Below are 16,672 nucleotides of genomic sequence, written 5' to 3'. Positions count from 1 at the left end.
CACGCCCGACCAGGCGATTGCCGGCTGCGCCTCGACCCGCCCCCGCGGCGGCATACTCAGCACATGCGAAAGCTCGGGCCGAAGGTGTGGCTGGCCATTCTCGGTGTCGTGTTGGCGCTCGGCATCACGTGTTGCCAGTTCAGGGGCTCGTGGTCGGCCGGCTTGATCGACAACGTCTTGAAAAGTCAGCCCGGCGTCACGTTCGTCACACACACCGTCTCGAGCAACAGCGGGTTCGGGGTCCGCACCGCCAGCTTCGAGGTCTACGTCAGCGCCGATGCCACCACTGACCAACTGTCGGCGCTCGGCCGCACCATCGCCGACCAGATCCACGGATCGCTGGTGTACGGCGGGTTGGGCGCCAGCGTCTATGTGAGACGTTCAGCCCCGTCCTTCCCCGCCCAGTCAGGCTCCACGATGTATCTGAGCTTCGAACCGTCGAAGACCACCCCGGAACCGCCGTGGCAGGACTGGCTCAAACTGTCACAGGGCGACTACGCGCACGAGATCACCGGATCGGCGTCCCCCGACGGCGACTGGCGGCCAGCGAGTACCAATCTGCGGGTGACCCTGCGCAGTCTCGACCATCGGAGCGATCCGCTGAGCGCTACGGAGTTCGCCACCTCGGTTCGGAGGCTGATGACCGACTTTCCGGACTCGACCGCGGACTGGGCGGTCTTCGACGCGGACACGAACTCTGCACCGAGCATCCGTTCCAACCACGGCCTGCCCAGTCCGGAACAGCTGTCTCTGTGGGAGGCGCTCGATCAGCTGGCACCGACCAAAGGGGGGTTCGACCTGAAACCGCCACGCGTGTCCATCAAGGACGTGCCTGCCGGCGCCGACGGGGATCGCGTTGCCATCGGCCAACTTCAGCTCATCAAGAACTCGCGACTGCCCGCGGTGTACGAAATCGACGACGCACGGATCACCGTCCGTCCCGGCGGTTGTTCGAAGGATGCCCGGGAACCCCAGCCGCGGACACCACCGCTGACGGAGCTGCAGACCAGGCTGCGCGCCCAGTTCGAGAGCTGCCCGCAATGATGCGGCGGCGAGTGGGTTCAGACCTCACGTGACCGGTTTGGCCTGCGATTTCGCATAGGCGCGGGCAGCCGCCGGTGCGCCCGCTCCGTGCAGCACGACGCTGCCCAGGACCGCCACCACCAGTACCTGTGCGACCGTATGTTCGGCCACACCTTCGAGGGCATTGAAGGCCAGCAGTCCGAACACGATCGACGGAGTGCCACGCGGCCCGAGCCCGCCCAGCAACAGCCTCTCGCGCCAGCCCAGAGACGAGCCGGCCATCGACAGCAGCACCGCGGCGATACGCACCACGGTTAGAGCGAGCACGCAGAACACGACGATCCCCCACGGCACGCCGTAGCCGAGCGCCAGCACCGCCGTGAGCCCGAACACGAACCACATCACCGAGGCCAGCAGGAATCCGAGATCGTCGACGAGCTCGAGCTCGGCGGCGAAGGTCGGCGAGGTCCGGAAGTAGTTGAACGCGATGCCACAGACGAAAGCGGAGACGAAGCCGTTGCCACCCACACCGAGACTGGCGCCGAAGGACAACAGCGGAGCCGTCACCAGGATCAGTCGCTTGGCTTGACCGGTCATCAGGCTGCGGCGTTCGGCATTGTTGGTCGCGATGGCCAGAACGGCGCCGACGACCGCACCGACCAGCAGCGCCTTACCTGCGTCGGGAACGGCCCGGGCCAGGGCGTCGAGCGGGGTCTCGGCATCGGTGCGATCGGAGGCCAGCACCAGCGCGAAGATGAACACCGGCGACACGATGCCGTCGTTGTATCCGGCCTCGACGGTCAACAGGCCGCGGACCCGCTCGGGTATCCGGGTGTCGCGCAGCAGCGACGATGTCGGCGCGAAATCGATCGGCACCACCACGCAGGCGATCACCAGCAGCACCGCCCACGACAGGCCCGGCATCAGCCACAACCCCAGTAGCACCGATGCGGCCAGACCCAGTGGCATCGCGATGAACAGCAGCCGCAGCGCCGACCGCGGATCGGCACCGAGATACCCGCCGCGGACATCGGTGGCGTCGACGAAAAGCAGTACCGCAAGGATGATCTCGGCGACGTGCTGGGCCGTGACGGCATTCAGCGTCGACGCCAACGCATCCTGGGTGGTGAAGCCGACCGCGATCCCGACCAGCACCAGCACCATCGGCGCGGTCAGCCGTAGCCGCTCGAAGCCACGCGAGAAGAGCGACCACCCGGCCAGCACCACCGAGACCGCGACGAGCGACAACAGCATGGCCGGAATCCTGCCAGCTACCGGTGGTTAACCGCCCGCGATACAGAACGCGTTGCCGGCCGGGTCGCTGAGTACGACCCAGTTGAATTCCTCGCCGAAGTTGTGCCTGCCCGTTTCGGTGGCGCCGAGGCCCACCAGCCTGGCTACCTCGGCTTCCATGTCCGCGGCGTGGAAGTCGAGGTGTACGCGGTTCTTGCCCGGCGTCGGGTCGGGTACCCGCTGGAAGCCAAGATTCGGGCCACCGTCGCGCTGCACGAGGACGAATTCACCTGGCGCATAGGCATTCACAGAACCGCTCACCGCCCGCGCCCACCAATCGGCGAGTGTGTCCGGGTCCGCGCAGTCGAACGTGATCATTTCCACCGAGAGCGTCATGGCGCCGACCCTAGATCAGACCGGCGACAAGAACCCCTGTAATGCCGCGGAGTACGCCGCGACGTCCCGGGCGCCCATGAACTCGCGCGCGGAGTGCATTGCCAACTGCGCCGCACCGACGTCGACGGTCGGGATCCCGGTACGTGCAGAAGTCATCGGTCCGATGGTCGACCCGCACGGCAGATCGGCGCGATGCTCGTAGCGCTGCAGCGGCACCCCCGCCTGATCGCACGCCAGCGCGAACGCCGCCGCGGTACGACCGTCGGTGGCGTAGCGCAGATTGGGCTGCACTTTGAGCACAGGCCCGGCGTTGACCTCGATCAGGTGTCCGGGTTCGTGACGGTCCGGGTAGTTCGGGTGCGTCGCGTGCGCCATGTCGCCGGAGGCCACCATGGAGCCGGCCGCCCGGCGCAGGAAGTCTTCCCGGGAACCGTCCGCAGCGAGCACGATGCGCTCCAGCACGGTCGGTAGCAGCTCTGACTGGGCGCCGTGATCCGACGTCGAGCCGACCTCTTCGTGGTCGAACAACGCCAGCACCGGCACGTGCGCGCCGGCGTCTGCGGCCAGGAACGCCTCAAGCCCCGCGTAACAGGTGGCCTGGTTGTCCAGTCGCGGCGCGCTGACGAACTCGCGGTCGGCACCGGTGACCGCCGACGGCGCCAGGTCGTGGGTCATCAGGTCGAAGCCGAGCACGTCGCCCTCGCTGACCCCGGCCCGTTCGGCGACGAACCCGACGAAGGACCGAGGTCGCTCCCCCAGCCCCCACACCGCGTTGACATGCCGCTGTGGGTCCGGGCTCACTCCCTTGCGGTCCTCGGAAAGGTGGATGGCGAGCTGTGGCACGCGCAAGATCGGATCGTCGACCCGCACCAGCCGGTGGACGATCCGGTTGCCGTCGCGGACCGAGAGCCGGCCGCTGATCCCGAGGTCGCGGTCGAGCCAGGAGTTCAGCCAGGCCCCGCCGTACGGCGCCAGCGCGACCACCTGCCAGCCCGCGACGACGCGGTCCGGGTGCTGTTTGACCCGCAGATTTGGGCTGTCGGTGTGGCCGCCGACCACCCGGAACGGTGCCACTGCGTCGGCGCCCTCTGTGTTCCACGCCACCAGCGAGCCCGCTCGCACCGTGAAGAACTTCCCCGACAGGCCCGATTCACCGCTCGCGGTGGCAGGCCAGCTGTCGGTTTCGGCCAGCTCCGTGAATCCCGCGTCGATCAGGCGTTGCGCCGCGGTGGCACACACGTGGAAAGGCGACGGCGACGCGTCGATGAACTCGCACAGACCCTTGGCGCTTGCTGGCATCTTTTCATCTTGACCGGCGAACGCGCCGCGGGTGTCGGTAGGGTCGGTTTGTGCCCGATCCGATCCCGCAGCCAGTGCTGAACCTTCTGACGCGGGCGGCCATATTCCTGGTACTGACGATCGAGGACGACGGCGAGCAAGCCGTTCACGACGTGCTTCCCGACATATCGGGCATCGTCCGCTCGATCTGGTTCCGTGACCCGACCAAAGAGTTGTCACTCGTGGCGGGGATCGGTTCGGCCGCCTGGGACCGCTTGTTCGCCGGACCTCGCCCGGCGAAGCTGCATCCGTTCATCGCGCTGGACGGCGGCCGCCATCAGGCGCCGTCGACCCCGGGCGACGTGTTGCTGCACATCCGCGCCGACACCATGGACGTGTGCTTCCAGCTGGCCGACCGGATGCTGCAGGAGTTCGGCAGCGCCGTCAGGGTTGTCGACGAGGTGCACGGGTTCCAGTACTTCGACAATCGCGATCTGCTCGGCTTCGTCGACGGCACCGAGAACCCCAACGGGTCCACCGCGTCGGCCGCCGTTCGGATCGGCGGCGAGGACCCCGATTTTGCGGGAGCCAGCTACGTGCACATCCAGAAGTACGTGCACGCCATGACGGACTGGCGCTCCCTGTCGGTCGAGGAACAGCAGCGCGTGATCGGCCGCACCAAGCTCGACGACATCGAAATGTCCGACGATGTGAAACCTTCCAACTCCCACATCGCGCTGAACGTGATCACCGACGAAGACGGCAACGAGCTGAAGATCGTGCGCCGCAACATGCCGTTCGGTGAGCTCGGCAGCGGCGAGTTCGGCACGTACTTCATCGGATACTGTGCTGACCCGGATGTCACCGAACGCATGCTGACCAACATGTTCATCGGCGATCCGCCCGGCAACACAGACCGAATCCTGGATTTCTCGACCGCTGTGACAGGCGGCATGTTCTTCGTACCCACCATCGACTTCCTCGATGATCCACCGCCGCTTCCGGTTCCGGTCGAAGAACCCGCGACGGCCGAGCAAGACACCTCCCTGGCGATCGGCAGTCTGAAAGGAATCCCGCAATGAACAACCTGTACCGCGAGCTTGCTCCGATCACCGAGTCCGCCTGGGCCGAGATCGAACTCGAGGCCAGCCGAACCTTCAAGCGGCACATCGCCGGCCGGCGCGTGGTCGATGTCAGCGAGCCCGGCGGCCCGGTGACCGCGGCGGTCAGCACCGGCCATCTGCTCGACGTGAAATCGCCCGGTGACGGCGTGGTGGCCCACCTGCGCGACGCGCGGCCACTGGTGCGGCTGCGGGTGCCCTTCACGGTGTCGCGCACCGCAATCGACGACGTCGAGCGCGGCGCTCAGGACTCCGACTGGGATCCGGTCAAGGAAGCCGCCAAGAAGCTGGCGTTCGTCGAGGACCGCGCGATCTTCGAGGGCTACCCGGCGGCCTCGATCGAAGGCATCCGCAGCTCCAGTTCCAACCCGGCGCTGGCCCTGCCCGACGACGCCCGAGAGATTCCCGACGTGATCGCGCAGGCACTTTCGGAGCTGCGACTGGCCGGTGTCGACGGGCCGTACTCGGTGCTGCTCTCGGCGGCCACCTACACCAAGGTCAGCGAGACCACCGCGCACGGCTACCCGATCCGCGAGCACCTGAGCCGACTGGTGGACGGTGAGATCATCTGGGCGCCCGCGATCGACGGCGCCTTCGTATTGTCCACCCGCGGTGGCGATTTCGATCTACAGCTGGGCACCGATGTCTCGATCGGCTACCTGTCCCACGATGCGGAGAGCGTGCAGCTGTACCTGCAGGAGACCCTGACGTTCCTGGCCTACACCGCCGAGGCGTCCGTCGCCCTCACCGCGTAAGCGCTCTACGCTGCGGGCCTGCCTCCGCGCACGCCCGCAGCGTGAGGGCAGGCGGCGCTATCGATCAGCTGCAAAGTTCTTGTTCTGCAGCCTTTCCAGCGCCCGATCGTCAGTAAGCTCGTCCCGATAGCCTGGGTGCTGCCAATAGAAGCGGACCAACTCACGCAGATCCCGACCACCCGGCGTAATTGCACCCGCTGCGAGCACTGCAGCGGTGCCGTCAGATTTAGCCAGAACAAGAGCGTTCGGTAACTGGCGAATCGACTCAGGCACCACCCCCGTGACATCGATGATCTCGTCCCATCCGCCACGCTCCGGCTTGTAGCCCTCGGCAACCACATAGCCAGCCGGCGTCAGCCGCAGATACTTCGTACCACCACGATGAATCATCAGCCAGATAGTTGGAATCCCCATCAGCGCCACCGCCCCAGCTAGGAATGGAACCGAATAGCGCACAGCGTGCGGCACTGGAATATCCAGCTTTCCAAGCGGATAGAAAATTGCGAACAGGGCAAAGCCGATTGTTCCGAACACCGACATTGACTGAGCCCCGATCTCAAATATCCGATCCGGCCGAAACGTCGTCCCTCCACCATCGCTGGACACCCGTGGCTCAACTCTCCCACTAATCGATCTCGTCGGCGGCACCGTCATGCTGAAGAACGCCGCCCCTAAACTGAGCGTCACCGCAGCGGTCAAAAAGTCGCGCCGTCCGATGCAAACCACGGTCCAGCCGAGGGCAAGCAGACCAAGACAACTGGCGAACAGATATCCCGGCAACGCCTTCCGCAGTGTCATCTTGGACACATCAGTTCGCCGATGACTCCGCTGAAATTCGCGCCCGCCCAGAAAAATCTGCGCTAAACCGAGAGAACCGCGTCCAACGCGGAGTAGAACAACCCGAGCCCGTCGTCGGACGGACCGGTCAACGCCTCGGTGGCATGTTCGGGGTGCGGCATCAGGCCGACGACGCGACGGTTCTCCGAGCAGACGCCCGCGATTCCGCGCATCGAGCCGTTGAGGTTCTCGCGGTAGCGGAAGACCACGCGGCCCTCACCCTCGAGTTCATCGAGCACCGCCTCGGACGCGACGTACCGTCCCTCGCCCGACTTGAGCGGGATCAGCAGGTCGGCGCCGGCGTCATACCGGGTCGTCCACGCGGTGGTGTTGGAGGCAACCTCCAGCCACACGTCGCGGCAGATGAAATGAAGGCCGGCGTTGCGAGTCAAGGCGCCGGGCAGCAGACCGGCCTCGCACAGCACCTGGAAGCCATTGCAGATGCCGAGCACGGGCATGCCCTTGCCGGCCGCCTCGACAACCGAGCCCATGACGGGCGCGAACTTCGCGATCGCCCCGCAGCGCAGGTAGTCACCGTAGGAGAACCCGCCGGGGACGACGACCGCGTCGACGCCCTTCAGGTCGGCGTCGGCGTGCCACAGGTTGACCGCCTCGGCCCCGGCCAGACGGACGGCTCGGGCCGCGTCGACGTCGTCGAGCGTCCCGGGGAAGGTGATCACCCCGACACGGGTGCTCACGAGTCCTCCCGGCTCACCGAAAAGTCCTCGATAACCGTGTTGGCCAGCAGAGATTCAGCGATCTCGGCCAAGGTTTCGTCGGCTACGGAGTCATCGACTTCGAGCTCGAAACGCTTGCCTTGACGGACGTCTGCGATACCACCATGTCCGAGCCGACCAAGTGCCCCGACAATCGCCTGACCTTGCGGGTCGAGGATCTCTGCCTTGGGCATGACGTGCACAACCACCTTTGCCACGGCGCACACTCTACCGGCACGACCCTATGTAAGCCGTGCACAGTGGGTCGGCCAGCGCATCGAGCACCTGACGATCGGATGGAGCCGACCACGGAACCTGTGGTGGCGTGCTCGACCAGAGGGCCAACTCCACCACGGTGCTGTTGTCCAGATCGGCGAGCAGGTACTGGTGCAGCACCTTGGTGTTGCCGAAGTTGATCGCCGCCGCCAGCTGCCCGGGCCGGTCGGTGGTGATGGCCGTCCCAGCCCCCGGGCACGCCCGCAGCGCCGCGGCTGCCCCCTGCACCACCGCGAGCGCGGTCTGACCGCCCTGCCATGTCTCCCCGCGCCAATGCAGGACCTGGACCCGCAGTTGCCAGTGCCCGGCGGGCCGCGTCACCTCCGAGCGCGCCGCCACGGCGTAGCCGCGCGGATCCCCCGGCACGAGTGGCGACCCACACTCCTCCTCGAGCCGGAAGCGCGGTGCCACTGCGGTCACGGCCAGGCCGGCCAGTCCGGGCCAGCGGTATTCGCGGGCCAACGGGAGTTGCGACGCAGTCGCCCACGCCGAATCGGGGATGCGATCACACAGCGGCGGGCAGTCGGCGCTGGGCTCTGACCAAGCGGAAGGGGGCGCTGCGGCCAGTCCGCAGAGCACCATCGACATCGCCACGATCACCCGCCATAGCCCCACCGAGCGCCACAATATAGGTATGCAACTCACGCATTTCGGACATTCGTGCCTACTGGCCAGCATTTCGGACACCACCGTGCTGTTCGATCCGGGTAACTTCTCGCACGGTTTCGAAGGCATCACCGGCTTGTCGGCCATCCTGATCACCCATCAGCATCCCGATCACGCCGATACCGCCCGGTTGCCGGCGCTGATCGACGCCAACCCCCAGGCCGCGCTGTATGCCGACCCGCAGACCGCCGCCCAGCTGGGTGAGCCGTGGCAGGCCGTCCATCCCGGCGACGAGTTCCGGGTCGGGTCACTGAACGTGCGCGGGACCGGCGGCAAGCATGCCGTGATCCACCCGGAAATCCCTGTGATCGATAACATTTCGTACCTGCTGGGCGACGACGAGCATCCGGCCCGGCTCATGCATCCAGGGGACGCGCTGTTCGTCCCCGGCGAACCGGTCGACGTGCTGGCCACCCCGGCGGCGGCCCCGTGGATGAAAATCTCGGAGGCCGTGGACTTCCTGCGCGCGGTCGCGCCGACGCGGGCGGTGCCGATCCATCAGGGCATCATCGAGCCGAATGCGCGGGGCATCTACTACGGACGGCTCTCCGAGATGACGAAGACCGACTTCCAGGTGCTCACCGAGGAAAACGGCACCACATTTTGACGGTTGCGCGTCAGGCGATGTCGGCTGCGGCGCCCCGTCCGGCCGCCCGGCCTGAGAAGATGCAGCCACCCAGGAAGGTGCCTTCCAGAGACCGGTAACCGTGCACCCCGCCGCCGCCGAATCCGGCCGCCTCGCCCGCGGCGTAGAGGCCGGCGAACGCGGTGCCGTCTTCCTTGAGCACCCGGGAATCCAGGTCGGTTTCCAAACCGCCCAAGGACTTTCGGGTGAGGATGTGCAGTTTGACGGCGATCATCGGACCCGCCTTGGGATCGGTGAGCCGGTGCGGCGCGACGACGCGGGTGAACCGGTCGCCGAGGTAATTTCGGGCCGCCCGGATTGCAGTCACCTGTCCGTCCTTGGTGAACTTGTTGACCACCTCGCGGTCGCGTGCGGTGACTTCTGCGGCCACGGTGGCGTAGTCGAGTTCGACCACGTCGGGCACGTCGTTCATCGCGGCCACCAGTTCGCGAAGCGAACGCGCGCTGACGAAGTCGACGCCACGGTCGACGAAGGCCTGCACCGGGGCCGGAGCGCCGGGTTTCACCCGGGCCAGCACCTCACGCACGCTGCGTGAGGTGAGGTCGGGGTTCTGTTCCTGGCCGGACAGCGCGAACTCCTTGGCGATGATCCGCGCGTCGAGGATGAACCAGGTGTAGTCCTGCCCGGTGCGGCAGATGTGTTCGAGCGTGCCCAAGGTGTCGAAGCCGGGGTACAGCGGACCGGGAAGTCGTTTTCCGTTGGCGTCCAACCACAATGACGACGGCCCGGGCAGGATGCGGATCCCGTGGTCGGGCCAGATCGGATCGTAGTTGGTGATGCCTTCGGTGTAGTGCCACATCCGGTCGCTGTTGATGACGTGCGCTCCGGCGGTCTCGGAGATACCGATCATCCGGCCGTCGACGTGCGCGGGTACGCCACTGAGCAATTGCTCGGGTACCCGGCCCATGCGGGCGGGCCAGTTCTTGCGCACCAGATCGTGGTTGCCCCCGATTCCGCCGCTGGCCACGATCACCGCGGAAGCACGGAAATCGAACTCCCCGACGGTGTTTCGCGACGAGGCCGCTCCTCGCGGCACGTCGGAGGGCTCCAGCACCGCACCCCGGACGCCGACGACAGCACCCTCGGAGACGATGAGCTCGTCGACGCGGTGCCGGTAGGCAAATCGCACCCGGGGCTCGTCCACCAGACGGCGGGCGAAGACGTCGACGATCGCCGGACCGGTGCCCCAGGTGATGTGGAAGCGAGGCACCGAGTTGCCGTGGCCCAACGCGCCGTAACCACCTCGCTCGGCCCACCCGACCAAAGGAAACGTCTGCAGACCTCGGGCCCGCAACCAACTGCGCTTCTCGCCGGCGGCGAAATCGACGTAGGCATGCGCCCACTCCCGGGGCCAGTGATCCTCGGGACGGTCGAACCCCGCGGTGCCCAGCCAGTCCTGCAGTGCCAGCTCTTGACTGTCGCGGATGCCGAGCCTGCGCTGTTCGGGACTGTCGACGAAGAACAGGCCACCGAACGACCAGAAGGCCTGGCCACCCAGGTTGGCAGCGTTCTCCTGGTCGACGATCAGGACCCGCAGGCCCCGCTCGACTAGCTCGCATGCAGCGACCAGGCCGGCGAGACCCGCCCCCACGACAATGACATCGGCGTCTGTCATGAGACGCAAGAGTAGCCCTTGTCAGGCGGCGTCGGTCAGTACCTCAGACCCTCGCCATTGGTAGACGGTGGGCACGCACTGATGCAGCAAAGCGAGGTCGATTGCGTCCAGCATGGCCTGCCGGGGGCCGGGCCGTCGGAGGTGCCGCGCAGCGACGGCGACGCGCACCATTCCTTCGCGTCGGGCCGTCCGTTCGGCCGCGAGGACCACGGTCCGGCACCACCAGGGCTCGGACAGGAATCCTTCCCCGATTCCGACCACGCGGGCGCGCGTCGTGGTCTGGCGGACCAGGTCGGTGATGCCGTTGAGATCGGCGAGCAGTCGAAAGCCGTTGCGCGGCAATGCGGTCACCGTGCCCTGTGACACCGTCCAACCCGGGGCGGCAAACAGTCGAGAACGCAGGCCGAGGTGTTCGAGCACCCGGTCCGCGCCCATCAGCCGCAGGTTGGCCTCGTGGGCGGGCAAAGAGGCGAACTCTCCGCGACGCTTCTTGGTCGCGGCCTCGTCATAGCCGTGGAGCACGATGGCGTCACCGCCGCTGCGCCGACGGGCCAGCCAGTCCACGGTGTCGGCATCGCGGTCCAACCGGTAGCCGCCCTTGAGGCGCGGCGCCACCAACATCGAGGCGGGTACGCCACGGGCATCGAGTTCGGCGCAGAACGACTCGACATCGGCCATCGTGCGATCGCTGATCTGCGATATCGAGACGATGAGTTGTCCGGTCACGCTGCCAGTGTGGCAACGTCACATGTCGGGACGGTGTCGAACACTCTGACGCCGAGTGTCCATTGGGATAGACCTACGATCAGGCCGGCAGGACCGCTTCGATGGCCGCGATGACCTCGGGTGCGTCCGGCTCGGTGCGGGGACGGAACCGGTTGGCCACCGTGCCGCCCGGGGCGAGCAGAAACTTTTCGAAGTTCCACTGGATGTCTCCGGCCTCGCCATCGGCGTCGGCGGCCTGGGTCAGCTCGGAGTACAGCGGATGGCGGTCGGCACCGTTGACGTCCGTCTTGGCGAGCAAGGGGAACGTGACGCCGTAGGTGTTCGAGCAGAAGGTCTGGATCTCCTCCGCGCTGCCCGGCTCCTGGCCCATGAACTGGTTGCACGGGACGCCGACGACAGTCAGCCCGCGTGCGGCGTAATCCTGCGCGAGCTTCTCCAGGGCGCTGTATTGCGGCGTCAGCCCGCACTTGGAGGCCACGTTGACCACCAGCGCTGCGCCGGTTGCCAACTCGGCCAACGTGGTCGGTTTGCCGTCGAGAGTGGTCAGGGGAATGTCGTTGAGGCTCATCGCAATGAGGTTAGCGGACGCGGCTCCGCCCCTTACCCGTCGAACAGGATTGCGGCCAGACTCTCCACTTTGGCGATCGGGTCTCCCCCGGTGTCGATCGCGTCGTTGAGCCACAACATCGAAAACCCGTGCACCAGGGACCATGCGGCGAGCGCCGCACCTTCCGGGTCGGCTGCGGCCTTGGGGTCGGCCAGGGTGCCCACGCCGCGGCTGAGTTCGGCGCCGGCCGCCGACGAGGCTGCAACCAGTTCGGGGTCGGTGTCGTCGTAGAGCGATTTGTCGAACATCACCTCGTAGTGGCCGGGGTGGTCGAGGGCGAACCGCACGTAGGCCTTGGCGGCGTCGATGAATTGCGGCCTGGCCCCGGTCAGCGCCGCCGCCAGCAACTGAAACCCTTCGGTGGCCAGGGCGGTGAACAGCCCGCGCCGGTCCGTGAAGTGGTGCGCCGGCGCCGCGTGGGAGACCCCGGCCGCCCGCGCGAGCTCGCGCAGCGAGATGCCGTCGGCGCCGCGTTCGGCCACCAGGGCGGCGGCCTGCGCGAGGATCGCGGCCTTGAGGTCGCCGTGGTGATAGCCCATGTGGTCCATCCTAATCCCGCATCTTGACAGCGGCTAGATCCGGCGTAGCGTGTCGATCTAGGCATTGACAAGATGGGAGCCCGCGATGGCCGTCTTTTTAACCCTGATTCTCGGCAGCGTGACAGCTCGGGTGATCGGACTCTTGGGCGTGCACTACCTCGACAGCTGGCCTGAGGCCATCGCCGTGGGACTGGCCGCGATGTTCGTCATGACCGGCGTCGCACACTTCGTCAACCCGTTGCGGCGCGACATGATCGCCATCGTGCCGCCCGCTCTACCGGCGCCCGGCCTGCTGGTGACGGTCACCGGTGTGCTGGAACTGGCGGGCGCGGCAGGACTGCTCTACCCGCCCACCCGGGTCGTCGCAGCGGTGTGCCTGTTCCTGCTCATGCTGGTCATGTTCCCGGCCAATGTGCACGCGGCCAGGATGCCGAACCCGCCGAAATCGATGACCTCGCGGTTAGGTGTCCGGACCGCCGAAGAGGCTGTCTACCTGGCCGCTGCCGTAGTTGTCGCCGTCGGCGGCGGCTAGCAGCCAGGCGTACTGGAACGCGGCTTCCTTCCACCGCTCGTAGCGCCCGGACAGGCCTCCGTGACCGGCCACCATCTCGGTCTTGAGCAGCACCGGATGACCGTCGGTCTTCGTGTGTCGCAGTGCGGCAACCCATTTGGCCGGTTCGACGTAGTACACCCGGGTGTCGTTGAGTGAGGTCATCGCCAGGATTGCCGGATAGTCCTGTGCCGCCACGTTCTCGTAGGGCGTGTAGGACTTCATATACCGGTATACCTCGGGGTCCTCCAACGGATTTCCCCACTCGTCCCACTCGGTCACGGTCAGCGGCAACGACGGATCCAGGATCGTCGTCAGCGCATCGACGAACGGCACCTGGGCCAGAATTCCGGCGAACAACTCCGGGGCCATGTTGGCCACCGCGCCCATCAACAACCCGCCGGCACTGCCGCCGAGGGCCACCAGATTCTGCGGTCGGGTCACGCCGGTGTCGATGAGATGACTTGCCGCCGCGATGAAATCGGTGAAGGTGTTGGTCTTCTCCAACAGCTTGCCGTGCTCGTACCACGGCCGGCCCAACTCGCCGCCGCCCCGCACGTGGGCGATCACGAACACCATGCCGCGGTCCAGCAGCGACAACCGGGCAATCGAGAACCGCGGATCCTCACACGACTCGTAGGCGCCGTAACCGTAGAGCAACGCCGGCGCCGGGAATTGCAACCCGGCCCGGTGGATGATCGAGATGGGAACCCGGGCACCGTCAGCCGCCGTCGCCCAATCCCGGCGCTCCACATAGTCTTCCGGCCGGTAACCGCCCAGCACCGGCTGCTCCCGCAGCAGCGTGCGCTCGCCAGTGGCCAGGTCCAGGTCGTAGATCCGCGCCGGCGTGATGAACGAGGTGGCACCGATCCGCAACTTCGGGGTGGACCAGTTCGGATTGCCACCCATCCCCGCGGCGGTCAGCTCAGAGTCGAAGGTCAGCTCCTCGCGCGTGCCGTAGCCGTCGGCGGTCAGCGGCCACAGCGCCATCTTCGGCAATGCGTCACTGCGGTAACTGATCACCAGGAAACCGTCGAACGCGTCGACGCCGTCCAGGCGGACATCGGACCGGTGCTCGATCAGGGGACGCAGGTCACTGGGATCGCTGACCGGGGCGTCCACCAGCATGAAGTTCTCGGCGCCGTCGTTGTGCAGGATGAGGAACCGGTCCTCGCCCCCGACCACGGCGTGCTCGACGGAGTACTCCACCAGGTCGCGTCGCTCCCACACCGTGGTGAGCTCGGCGGTCGGGTCAGTCGCATCGACATAGCGGACCTCGGTGGTGACCGCGCTGCCCGACGCGACGAACAGGTACTTGTCGCTGCGGCTGCGACCGATCGCGACCCAGAACCGTTCGTCCGGTTCGTGATACACCTTCTCGGCGGGCAGGCCCGACGCCAGCCGGTGCCGCCACACGGTGTCGGGCCGCCAGGCGTCGTCCACCGTGGTGTAGTACAGGGTGCGGCTGTCGGCCGCCCAGGTACCGCCCGCGCCGATCCCGGCGATCGTGTCGTCATAGAGCTCACCGGTGCGTAAGTCCTTGAACTTCAAGGTGTATCGCTCGTCGCCCAGGACGTCCACCGAGTAGGCCAGGATATTGCCGTCGAGACTCACCGTGGCTGCGCCGAGCGAGAAGTACTCGTGGCCGTCGGCCTCGACATTCTCGTCCAGCAGGATCTGTTCGCCCGGGATCTCGGCACCCTCGTCGAGCTGGGGCGGCGTCCAGTCGTCGGGATCGCCGATCGGGCACCGGCAATGCACCGCGTACTGCTTGCCCTCGAAGCTGCGCGCGTAGTACCACCAACCGTTGCGGCGCATCGGCACCGAGAGGTCGGTTTCCTTGGTACGCGCCTTGATCTCGTCGAAGATCTTCTGCCGCAACGGCTCCAGATGCCCGGTGGCGTCCTCGGTGTAGGCGTTCTCGGCCTCCAGGTGCGCGATGACCTCGGGGTTGTCCTTGTCCCGCAACCACTCGTAGGGGTCGATGAACACATCACCGTGGTGCTCGCGGCGGTGGTTGCCCCGCTTGGCGACCGGTGGCTGCACAGACGGGGTCATGCGCCGATCCAATCCGCGAACCGCAGACCCGAAATCCGTTCGTACGCCTCGATGTACCGGTCTCGGGTGGCTGCCACGATCTCTTCGGGCAGCGGTGGCGGCGGCGTGTCGCCGTGCCGGTCCCAGCCGGAGTCCGGCCCGGTCAGCCAGTTGCGGACGAACTGCTTGTCGAAGCTGTCCTGAACCACACCCTGCTGATAGGTCTCGGCGCGCCAGTACCGGGACGAATCCGGGGTGAACACCTCGTCGGCCAGCACCACGTTGCCGTTCCCGTCGACGCCGAACTCGAACTTCGTGTCGGCGATGATGATGCCCTTCGTCAACGCATGGTCGGCACCTTGCAGGTAGGTCTGCAGGGTGCGTTCCTTCAGCTGGTTGGCCAGCACCGGCCCCACCAGGTCGATCACCTGCGCGAACGAGATGTTCTCGTCATGCTCACCGATGTCGGCCTTGGTCGCCGGGGTGAACAGCGGCTCGTCGAACCTGCTCGCCTCCACCAGGCCCGGCGGCAGCGGGATACCGCACACCGAACCCGACGCCTGATAGTCGATCAGCCCCGAACCGGTCAGGTAGCCCCGGGCCACACATTCCACCGGCAGCATCTTCAGTTGCTTCACCACCAGCGCGCGGCCCAGGACCTCGGCGGGGATGCGCTCGTCGTCCGGCGGCCCGGCGAGATGATTGGGCGCGCTGATCAGGTCGAAGAAGAACACGCTCATCGCCGTCAGGATCCGGCCCTTGTCCGGGATCTGCGAATCGAGGACATAGTCGTAGGCCGAGATACGGTCGGACGCCACGAACAGCAGGTGCTCGTCGTCGATGCGGTACAACTCACGGACCTTGCCGCTTGCCAGGTGCTGGTAGTCGGACAGAGCAGGACGCATTGGGTCAGCCTATGTGTTGGGATCGGTCTCATGAGATCGCGGTACCTGCCCTATGCCAGCAGACCTGGCCGCTTGTTGGCCCAGTTGTTCAGCGACGTGGCCGTCATCACGTGGACCGCGGTGTGGATATTGGTCGGGATGGCCGTGCATTCGGCGGTGGCGACCATCGCCGAGGTCGGCAGGCAGGTCGAGAGCGGCGCCAACGGGGTCGCCGACAACCTGGGCTCGGCCGGCGACAGCACCGACCACGTTCCGCTGGTCGGCGACACCCTGAGCAAGCCGTTGCGCGCCGCCAGCGAGGCCGCCCTCGACATCGCCGGCGCCGGCCACAACCTGGACAGCACCGCGAGCTGGCTGGCCTGGGTGCTGGCCCTGGCAGTGGCCGCCGCGCCGATCCTGTTCGTCGCCATGCCGTGGTTGTTCCTACGGGTGCGGTTCTTCCGGCGCAAGTGGACCGCGATCACCCTGGCCTCGACGAGCGCCGGCGAACAGCTGCTGGCGCTGCGGGCCCTGGCCAACCGGCCGCTGGCCAAGCTGACCGCGGTGTCCGACGACCCCGTCGGCGCGTGGCGCAGTCAAGATCAGCGGGCCATTCGCGGCCTGGCCGCCCTCGAGCTGCGTTCCGCCGGCATGCGCCTGCGCCGCATCGAGTAGTATCCCCCAGCGATTTGTGCACCTCCAGCGGCGCCCACCGCCGGTCGCGGTGCACAAATCACTGGGTGGGGAACCGTTTGGCGGGGGTCTCC

19 protein-coding genes are annotated in these 16,672 nt (G+C 66.8%); 6 read left to right on the top strand and 13 right to left on the bottom strand.

All coding sequences use genetic code 11. The features are described from left to right. The first annotated feature begins 63 nt into the window (after nt 1–63). Complete coding sequence (locus tag AB0876_RS01795) at nt 64–1,044, top strand: hypothetical protein (protein WP_526041023.1); 981 nt, start codon at nt 64–66, stop codon at nt 1,042–1,044. 24 nt (nt 1,045–1,068) lie between these two features. Here the strand turns inward: AB0876_RS01795 and AB0876_RS01790 are convergent, their stop codons facing one another. Genes AB0876_RS01790 through AB0876_RS01780 form a run of 3 tightly spaced genes read right to left on the bottom strand, consistent with a single transcriptional unit; the run spans nt 1,069 to nt 3,951 of the window. Next, nucleotides 1,069–2,277: a cation:proton antiporter domain-containing protein gene (locus AB0876_RS01790; RefSeq protein ID WP_526041022.1), complete on the bottom strand. Its 1,209-nt coding sequence runs from the start codon at nt 2,275–2,277 to the stop codon at nt 1,069–1,071. A 27-nt stretch (nt 2,278–2,304) separates the two neighbouring features. After that, complete coding sequence (locus tag AB0876_RS01785) at nt 2,305–2,652, bottom strand: VOC family protein (protein WP_055117733.1); 348 nt, start codon at nt 2,650–2,652, stop codon at nt 2,305–2,307. 15 nt (nt 2,653–2,667) lie between these two features. After that, nucleotides 2,668–3,951 (bottom strand): M18 family aminopeptidase, encoded by a 1,284-nt coding sequence (locus AB0876_RS01780; protein ID WP_526041021.1) that lies wholly within the window; start codon nt 3,949–3,951, stop codon nt 2,668–2,670. Between the two features lie 50 nt (nt 3,952–4,001). Here AB0876_RS01780 and AB0876_RS01775 point away from each other — a divergent pair, with 50 nt between their 5' ends. Beyond that, nucleotides 4,002–5,012, top strand: a complete 1,011-nt coding sequence (locus AB0876_RS01775) for a Dyp-type peroxidase (RefSeq protein WP_491837321.1) — start codon at nt 4,002–4,004, stop codon at nt 5,010–5,012. Further along, nucleotides 5,009–5,806 carry a family 1 encapsulin nanocompartment shell protein gene (locus AB0876_RS01770; protein WP_064884745.1) on the top strand — a complete coding sequence of 266 codons (798 nt, stop codon included), beginning with the start codon at nt 5,009–5,011 and terminating at the stop codon, nt 5,804–5,806. The genes AB0876_RS01775 and AB0876_RS01770 overlap by 4 nt, the downstream gene beginning before the upstream one ends. Before the next feature lie 57 nt (nt 5,807–5,863). Here the strand turns inward: AB0876_RS01770 and AB0876_RS01765 are convergent, their stop codons facing one another. From AB0876_RS01765 to AB0876_RS01750, 4 genes are all read right to left on the bottom strand, one after another. Continuing rightward, nucleotides 5,864–6,604: a hypothetical protein gene (locus AB0876_RS01765; RefSeq protein WP_526041020.1), complete on the bottom strand. Its 741-nt coding sequence runs from the start codon at nt 6,602–6,604 to the stop codon at nt 5,864–5,866. A gap of 62 nt (nt 6,605–6,666) precedes the next feature. Continuing rightward, nucleotides 6,667–7,341, bottom strand: coding sequence for a phosphoribosylformylglycinamidine synthase subunit PurQ (gene purQ, locus AB0876_RS01760; protein ID WP_064884738.1), 675 nt, complete (start codon nt 7,339–7,341; stop codon nt 6,667–6,669). After that, entirely contained in the window at nt 7,338–7,577 is a 240-nt protein-coding gene (purS, locus tag AB0876_RS01755; protein ID WP_054603966.1) for a phosphoribosylformylglycinamidine synthase subunit PurS, read from the bottom strand. Before purS ends, purQ begins: the two co-directional genes overlap by 4 nt. 10 nt (nt 7,578–7,587) lie before the next feature. Further along, the gene (locus AB0876_RS01750; protein WP_526041459.1) at nt 7,588–8,223 is read right to left on the bottom strand and encodes an ATPase; all 636 of its coding nucleotides are present in this window, start codon (nt 8,221–8,223) and stop codon (nt 7,588–7,590) included. 46 nt (nt 8,224–8,269) lie between these two features. On the opposite strand from AB0876_RS01750, the gene AB0876_RS01745 reads away from it, so the two are divergent. Further along, nucleotides 8,270–8,908 (top strand): MBL fold metallo-hydrolase, encoded by a 639-nt coding sequence (locus tag AB0876_RS01745; protein ID WP_526041019.1) that lies wholly within the window; start codon nt 8,270–8,272, stop codon nt 8,906–8,908. A 10-nt stretch (nt 8,909–8,918) separates the two neighbouring features. Here the strand turns inward: AB0876_RS01745 and AB0876_RS01740 are convergent, their stop codons facing one another. From AB0876_RS01740 to AB0876_RS01725, 4 genes are all read right to left on the bottom strand, one after another. Beyond that, nucleotides 8,919–10,562 (bottom strand): FAD-binding dehydrogenase, encoded by a 1,644-nt coding sequence (locus AB0876_RS01740; RefSeq protein WP_526041018.1) that lies wholly within the window; start codon nt 10,560–10,562, stop codon nt 8,919–8,921. Nucleotides 10,563–10,583: 21 nt separating this feature from the next. Beyond that, the gene (locus AB0876_RS01735) at nt 10,584–11,288 is read right to left on the bottom strand and encodes a DUF2334 domain-containing protein (protein ID WP_526041017.1); all 705 of its coding nucleotides are present in this window, start codon (nt 11,286–11,288) and stop codon (nt 10,584–10,586) included. A 79-nt stretch (nt 11,289–11,367) separates the two neighbouring features. Then, nucleotides 11,368–11,856, bottom strand: a complete 489-nt coding sequence (locus AB0876_RS01730; protein ID WP_526041016.1) for a glutathione peroxidase — start codon at nt 11,854–11,856, stop codon at nt 11,368–11,370. Between the two features lie 32 nt (nt 11,857–11,888). Next, nucleotides 11,889–12,434 (bottom strand): TetR/AcrR family transcriptional regulator, encoded by a 546-nt coding sequence (locus tag AB0876_RS01725; RefSeq protein WP_491837313.1) that lies wholly within the window; start codon nt 12,432–12,434, stop codon nt 11,889–11,891. An 85-nt stretch (nt 12,435–12,519) separates the two neighbouring features. Here AB0876_RS01725 and AB0876_RS01720 point away from each other — a divergent pair, with 85 nt between their 5' ends. After that, complete coding sequence (locus AB0876_RS01720) at nt 12,520–12,966, top strand: DoxX-related protein (RefSeq protein WP_526041015.1); 447 nt, start codon at nt 12,520–12,522, stop codon at nt 12,964–12,966. Here AB0876_RS01720 and AB0876_RS01715 read toward each other — a convergent pair. After that, nucleotides 12,895–15,042 (bottom strand): S9 family peptidase, encoded by a 2,148-nt coding sequence (locus AB0876_RS01715; RefSeq protein WP_526041014.1) that lies wholly within the window; start codon nt 15,040–15,042, stop codon nt 12,895–12,897. The genes AB0876_RS01720 and AB0876_RS01715 overlap by 72 nt on opposite strands. Continuing rightward, the gene (locus AB0876_RS01710; RefSeq protein ID WP_526041013.1) at nt 15,039–15,926 is read right to left on the bottom strand and encodes a phosphoribosylaminoimidazolesuccinocarboxamide synthase; all 888 of its coding nucleotides are present in this window, start codon (nt 15,924–15,926) and stop codon (nt 15,039–15,041) included. The genes AB0876_RS01715 and AB0876_RS01710 overlap by 4 nt, the downstream gene beginning before the upstream one ends. Before the next feature lie 30 nt (nt 15,927–15,956). Between AB0876_RS01710 and AB0876_RS01705 the strand changes: the two genes are divergently transcribed. Next, nucleotides 15,957–16,580: a hypothetical protein gene (locus tag AB0876_RS01705; protein ID WP_526041012.1), complete on the top strand. Its 624-nt coding sequence runs from the start codon at nt 15,957–15,959 to the stop codon at nt 16,578–16,580. The last annotated feature ends 92 nt before the right edge of the window (nt 16,581–16,672 follow it).

Origin of the sequence: Mycobacterium sp. NPDC049093 (assembly GCF_040704635.1) — a bacterium.
In the GTDB taxonomy this organism is placed as follows: Bacteria; Actinomycetota; Actinomycetes; order Mycobacteriales; family Mycobacteriaceae; genus Mycobacterium.
Note: the sequence above shows the minus strand (reverse complement) of the source record. Positions and strands in the feature narration are given on the sequence as shown.

What these genes read in the sequence shown, in the direction of transcription:
- AB0876_RS01785 (WP_055117733.1), bottom strand. Translation starts at nt 2,652, where the DNA reads ATGACGCTCTCGGTGGAAATGATCACGTTCGACTGCGCGGACCCGGAC.
- AB0876_RS01740 (WP_526041018.1), bottom strand. Translation starts at nt 10,562, where the DNA reads ATGACAGACGCCGATGTCATTGTCGTGGGGGCGGGTCTCGCCGGCCTG.
- AB0876_RS01770 (WP_064884745.1), top strand. Translation starts at nt 5,009, where the DNA reads ATGAACAACCTGTACCGCGAGCTTGCTCCGATCACCGAGTCCGCCTGG.
- AB0876_RS01725 (WP_491837313.1), bottom strand. Translation starts at nt 12,434, where the DNA reads ATGGGCTATCACCACGGCGACCTCAAGGCCGCGATCCTCGCGCAGGCC.
- AB0876_RS01705 (WP_526041012.1), top strand. Translation starts at nt 15,957, where the DNA reads ATGAGATCGCGGTACCTGCCCTATGCCAGCAGACCTGGCCGCTTGTTG.
- AB0876_RS01720 (WP_526041015.1), top strand. Translation starts at nt 12,520, where the DNA reads ATGGCCGTCTTTTTAACCCTGATTCTCGGCAGCGTGACAGCTCGGGTG.
- AB0876_RS01750 (WP_526041459.1), bottom strand. Translation starts at nt 8,223, where the DNA reads ATGTCGATGGTGCTCTGCGGACTGGCCGCAGCGCCCCCTTCCGCTTGG.
- AB0876_RS01795 (WP_526041023.1), top strand. Translation starts at nt 64, where the DNA reads ATGCGAAAGCTCGGGCCGAAGGTGTGGCTGGCCATTCTCGGTGTCGTG.
- AB0876_RS01780 (WP_526041021.1), bottom strand. Translation starts at nt 3,951, where the DNA reads ATGCCAGCAAGCGCCAAGGGTCTGTGCGAGTTCATCGACGCGTCGCCG.
- AB0876_RS01730 (WP_526041016.1), bottom strand. Translation starts at nt 11,856, where the DNA reads ATGAGCCTCAACGACATTCCCCTGACCACTCTCGACGGCAAACCGACC.
- AB0876_RS01765 (WP_526041020.1), bottom strand. Translation starts at nt 6,604, where the DNA reads ATGACACTGCGGAAGGCGTTGCCGGGATATCTGTTCGCCAGTTGTCTT.
- AB0876_RS01790 (WP_526041022.1), bottom strand. Translation starts at nt 2,277, where the DNA reads ATGCTGTTGTCGCTCGTCGCGGTCTCGGTGGTGCTGGCCGGGTGGTCG.
- AB0876_RS01745 (WP_526041019.1), top strand. Translation starts at nt 8,270, where the DNA reads ATGCAACTCACGCATTTCGGACATTCGTGCCTACTGGCCAGCATTTCG.
- AB0876_RS01710 (WP_526041013.1), bottom strand. Translation starts at nt 15,926, where the DNA reads ATGCGTCCTGCTCTGTCCGACTACCAGCACCTGGCAAGCGGCAAGGTC.
- AB0876_RS01715 (WP_526041014.1), bottom strand. Translation starts at nt 15,042, where the DNA reads ATGACCCCGTCTGTGCAGCCACCGGTCGCCAAGCGGGGCAACCACCGC.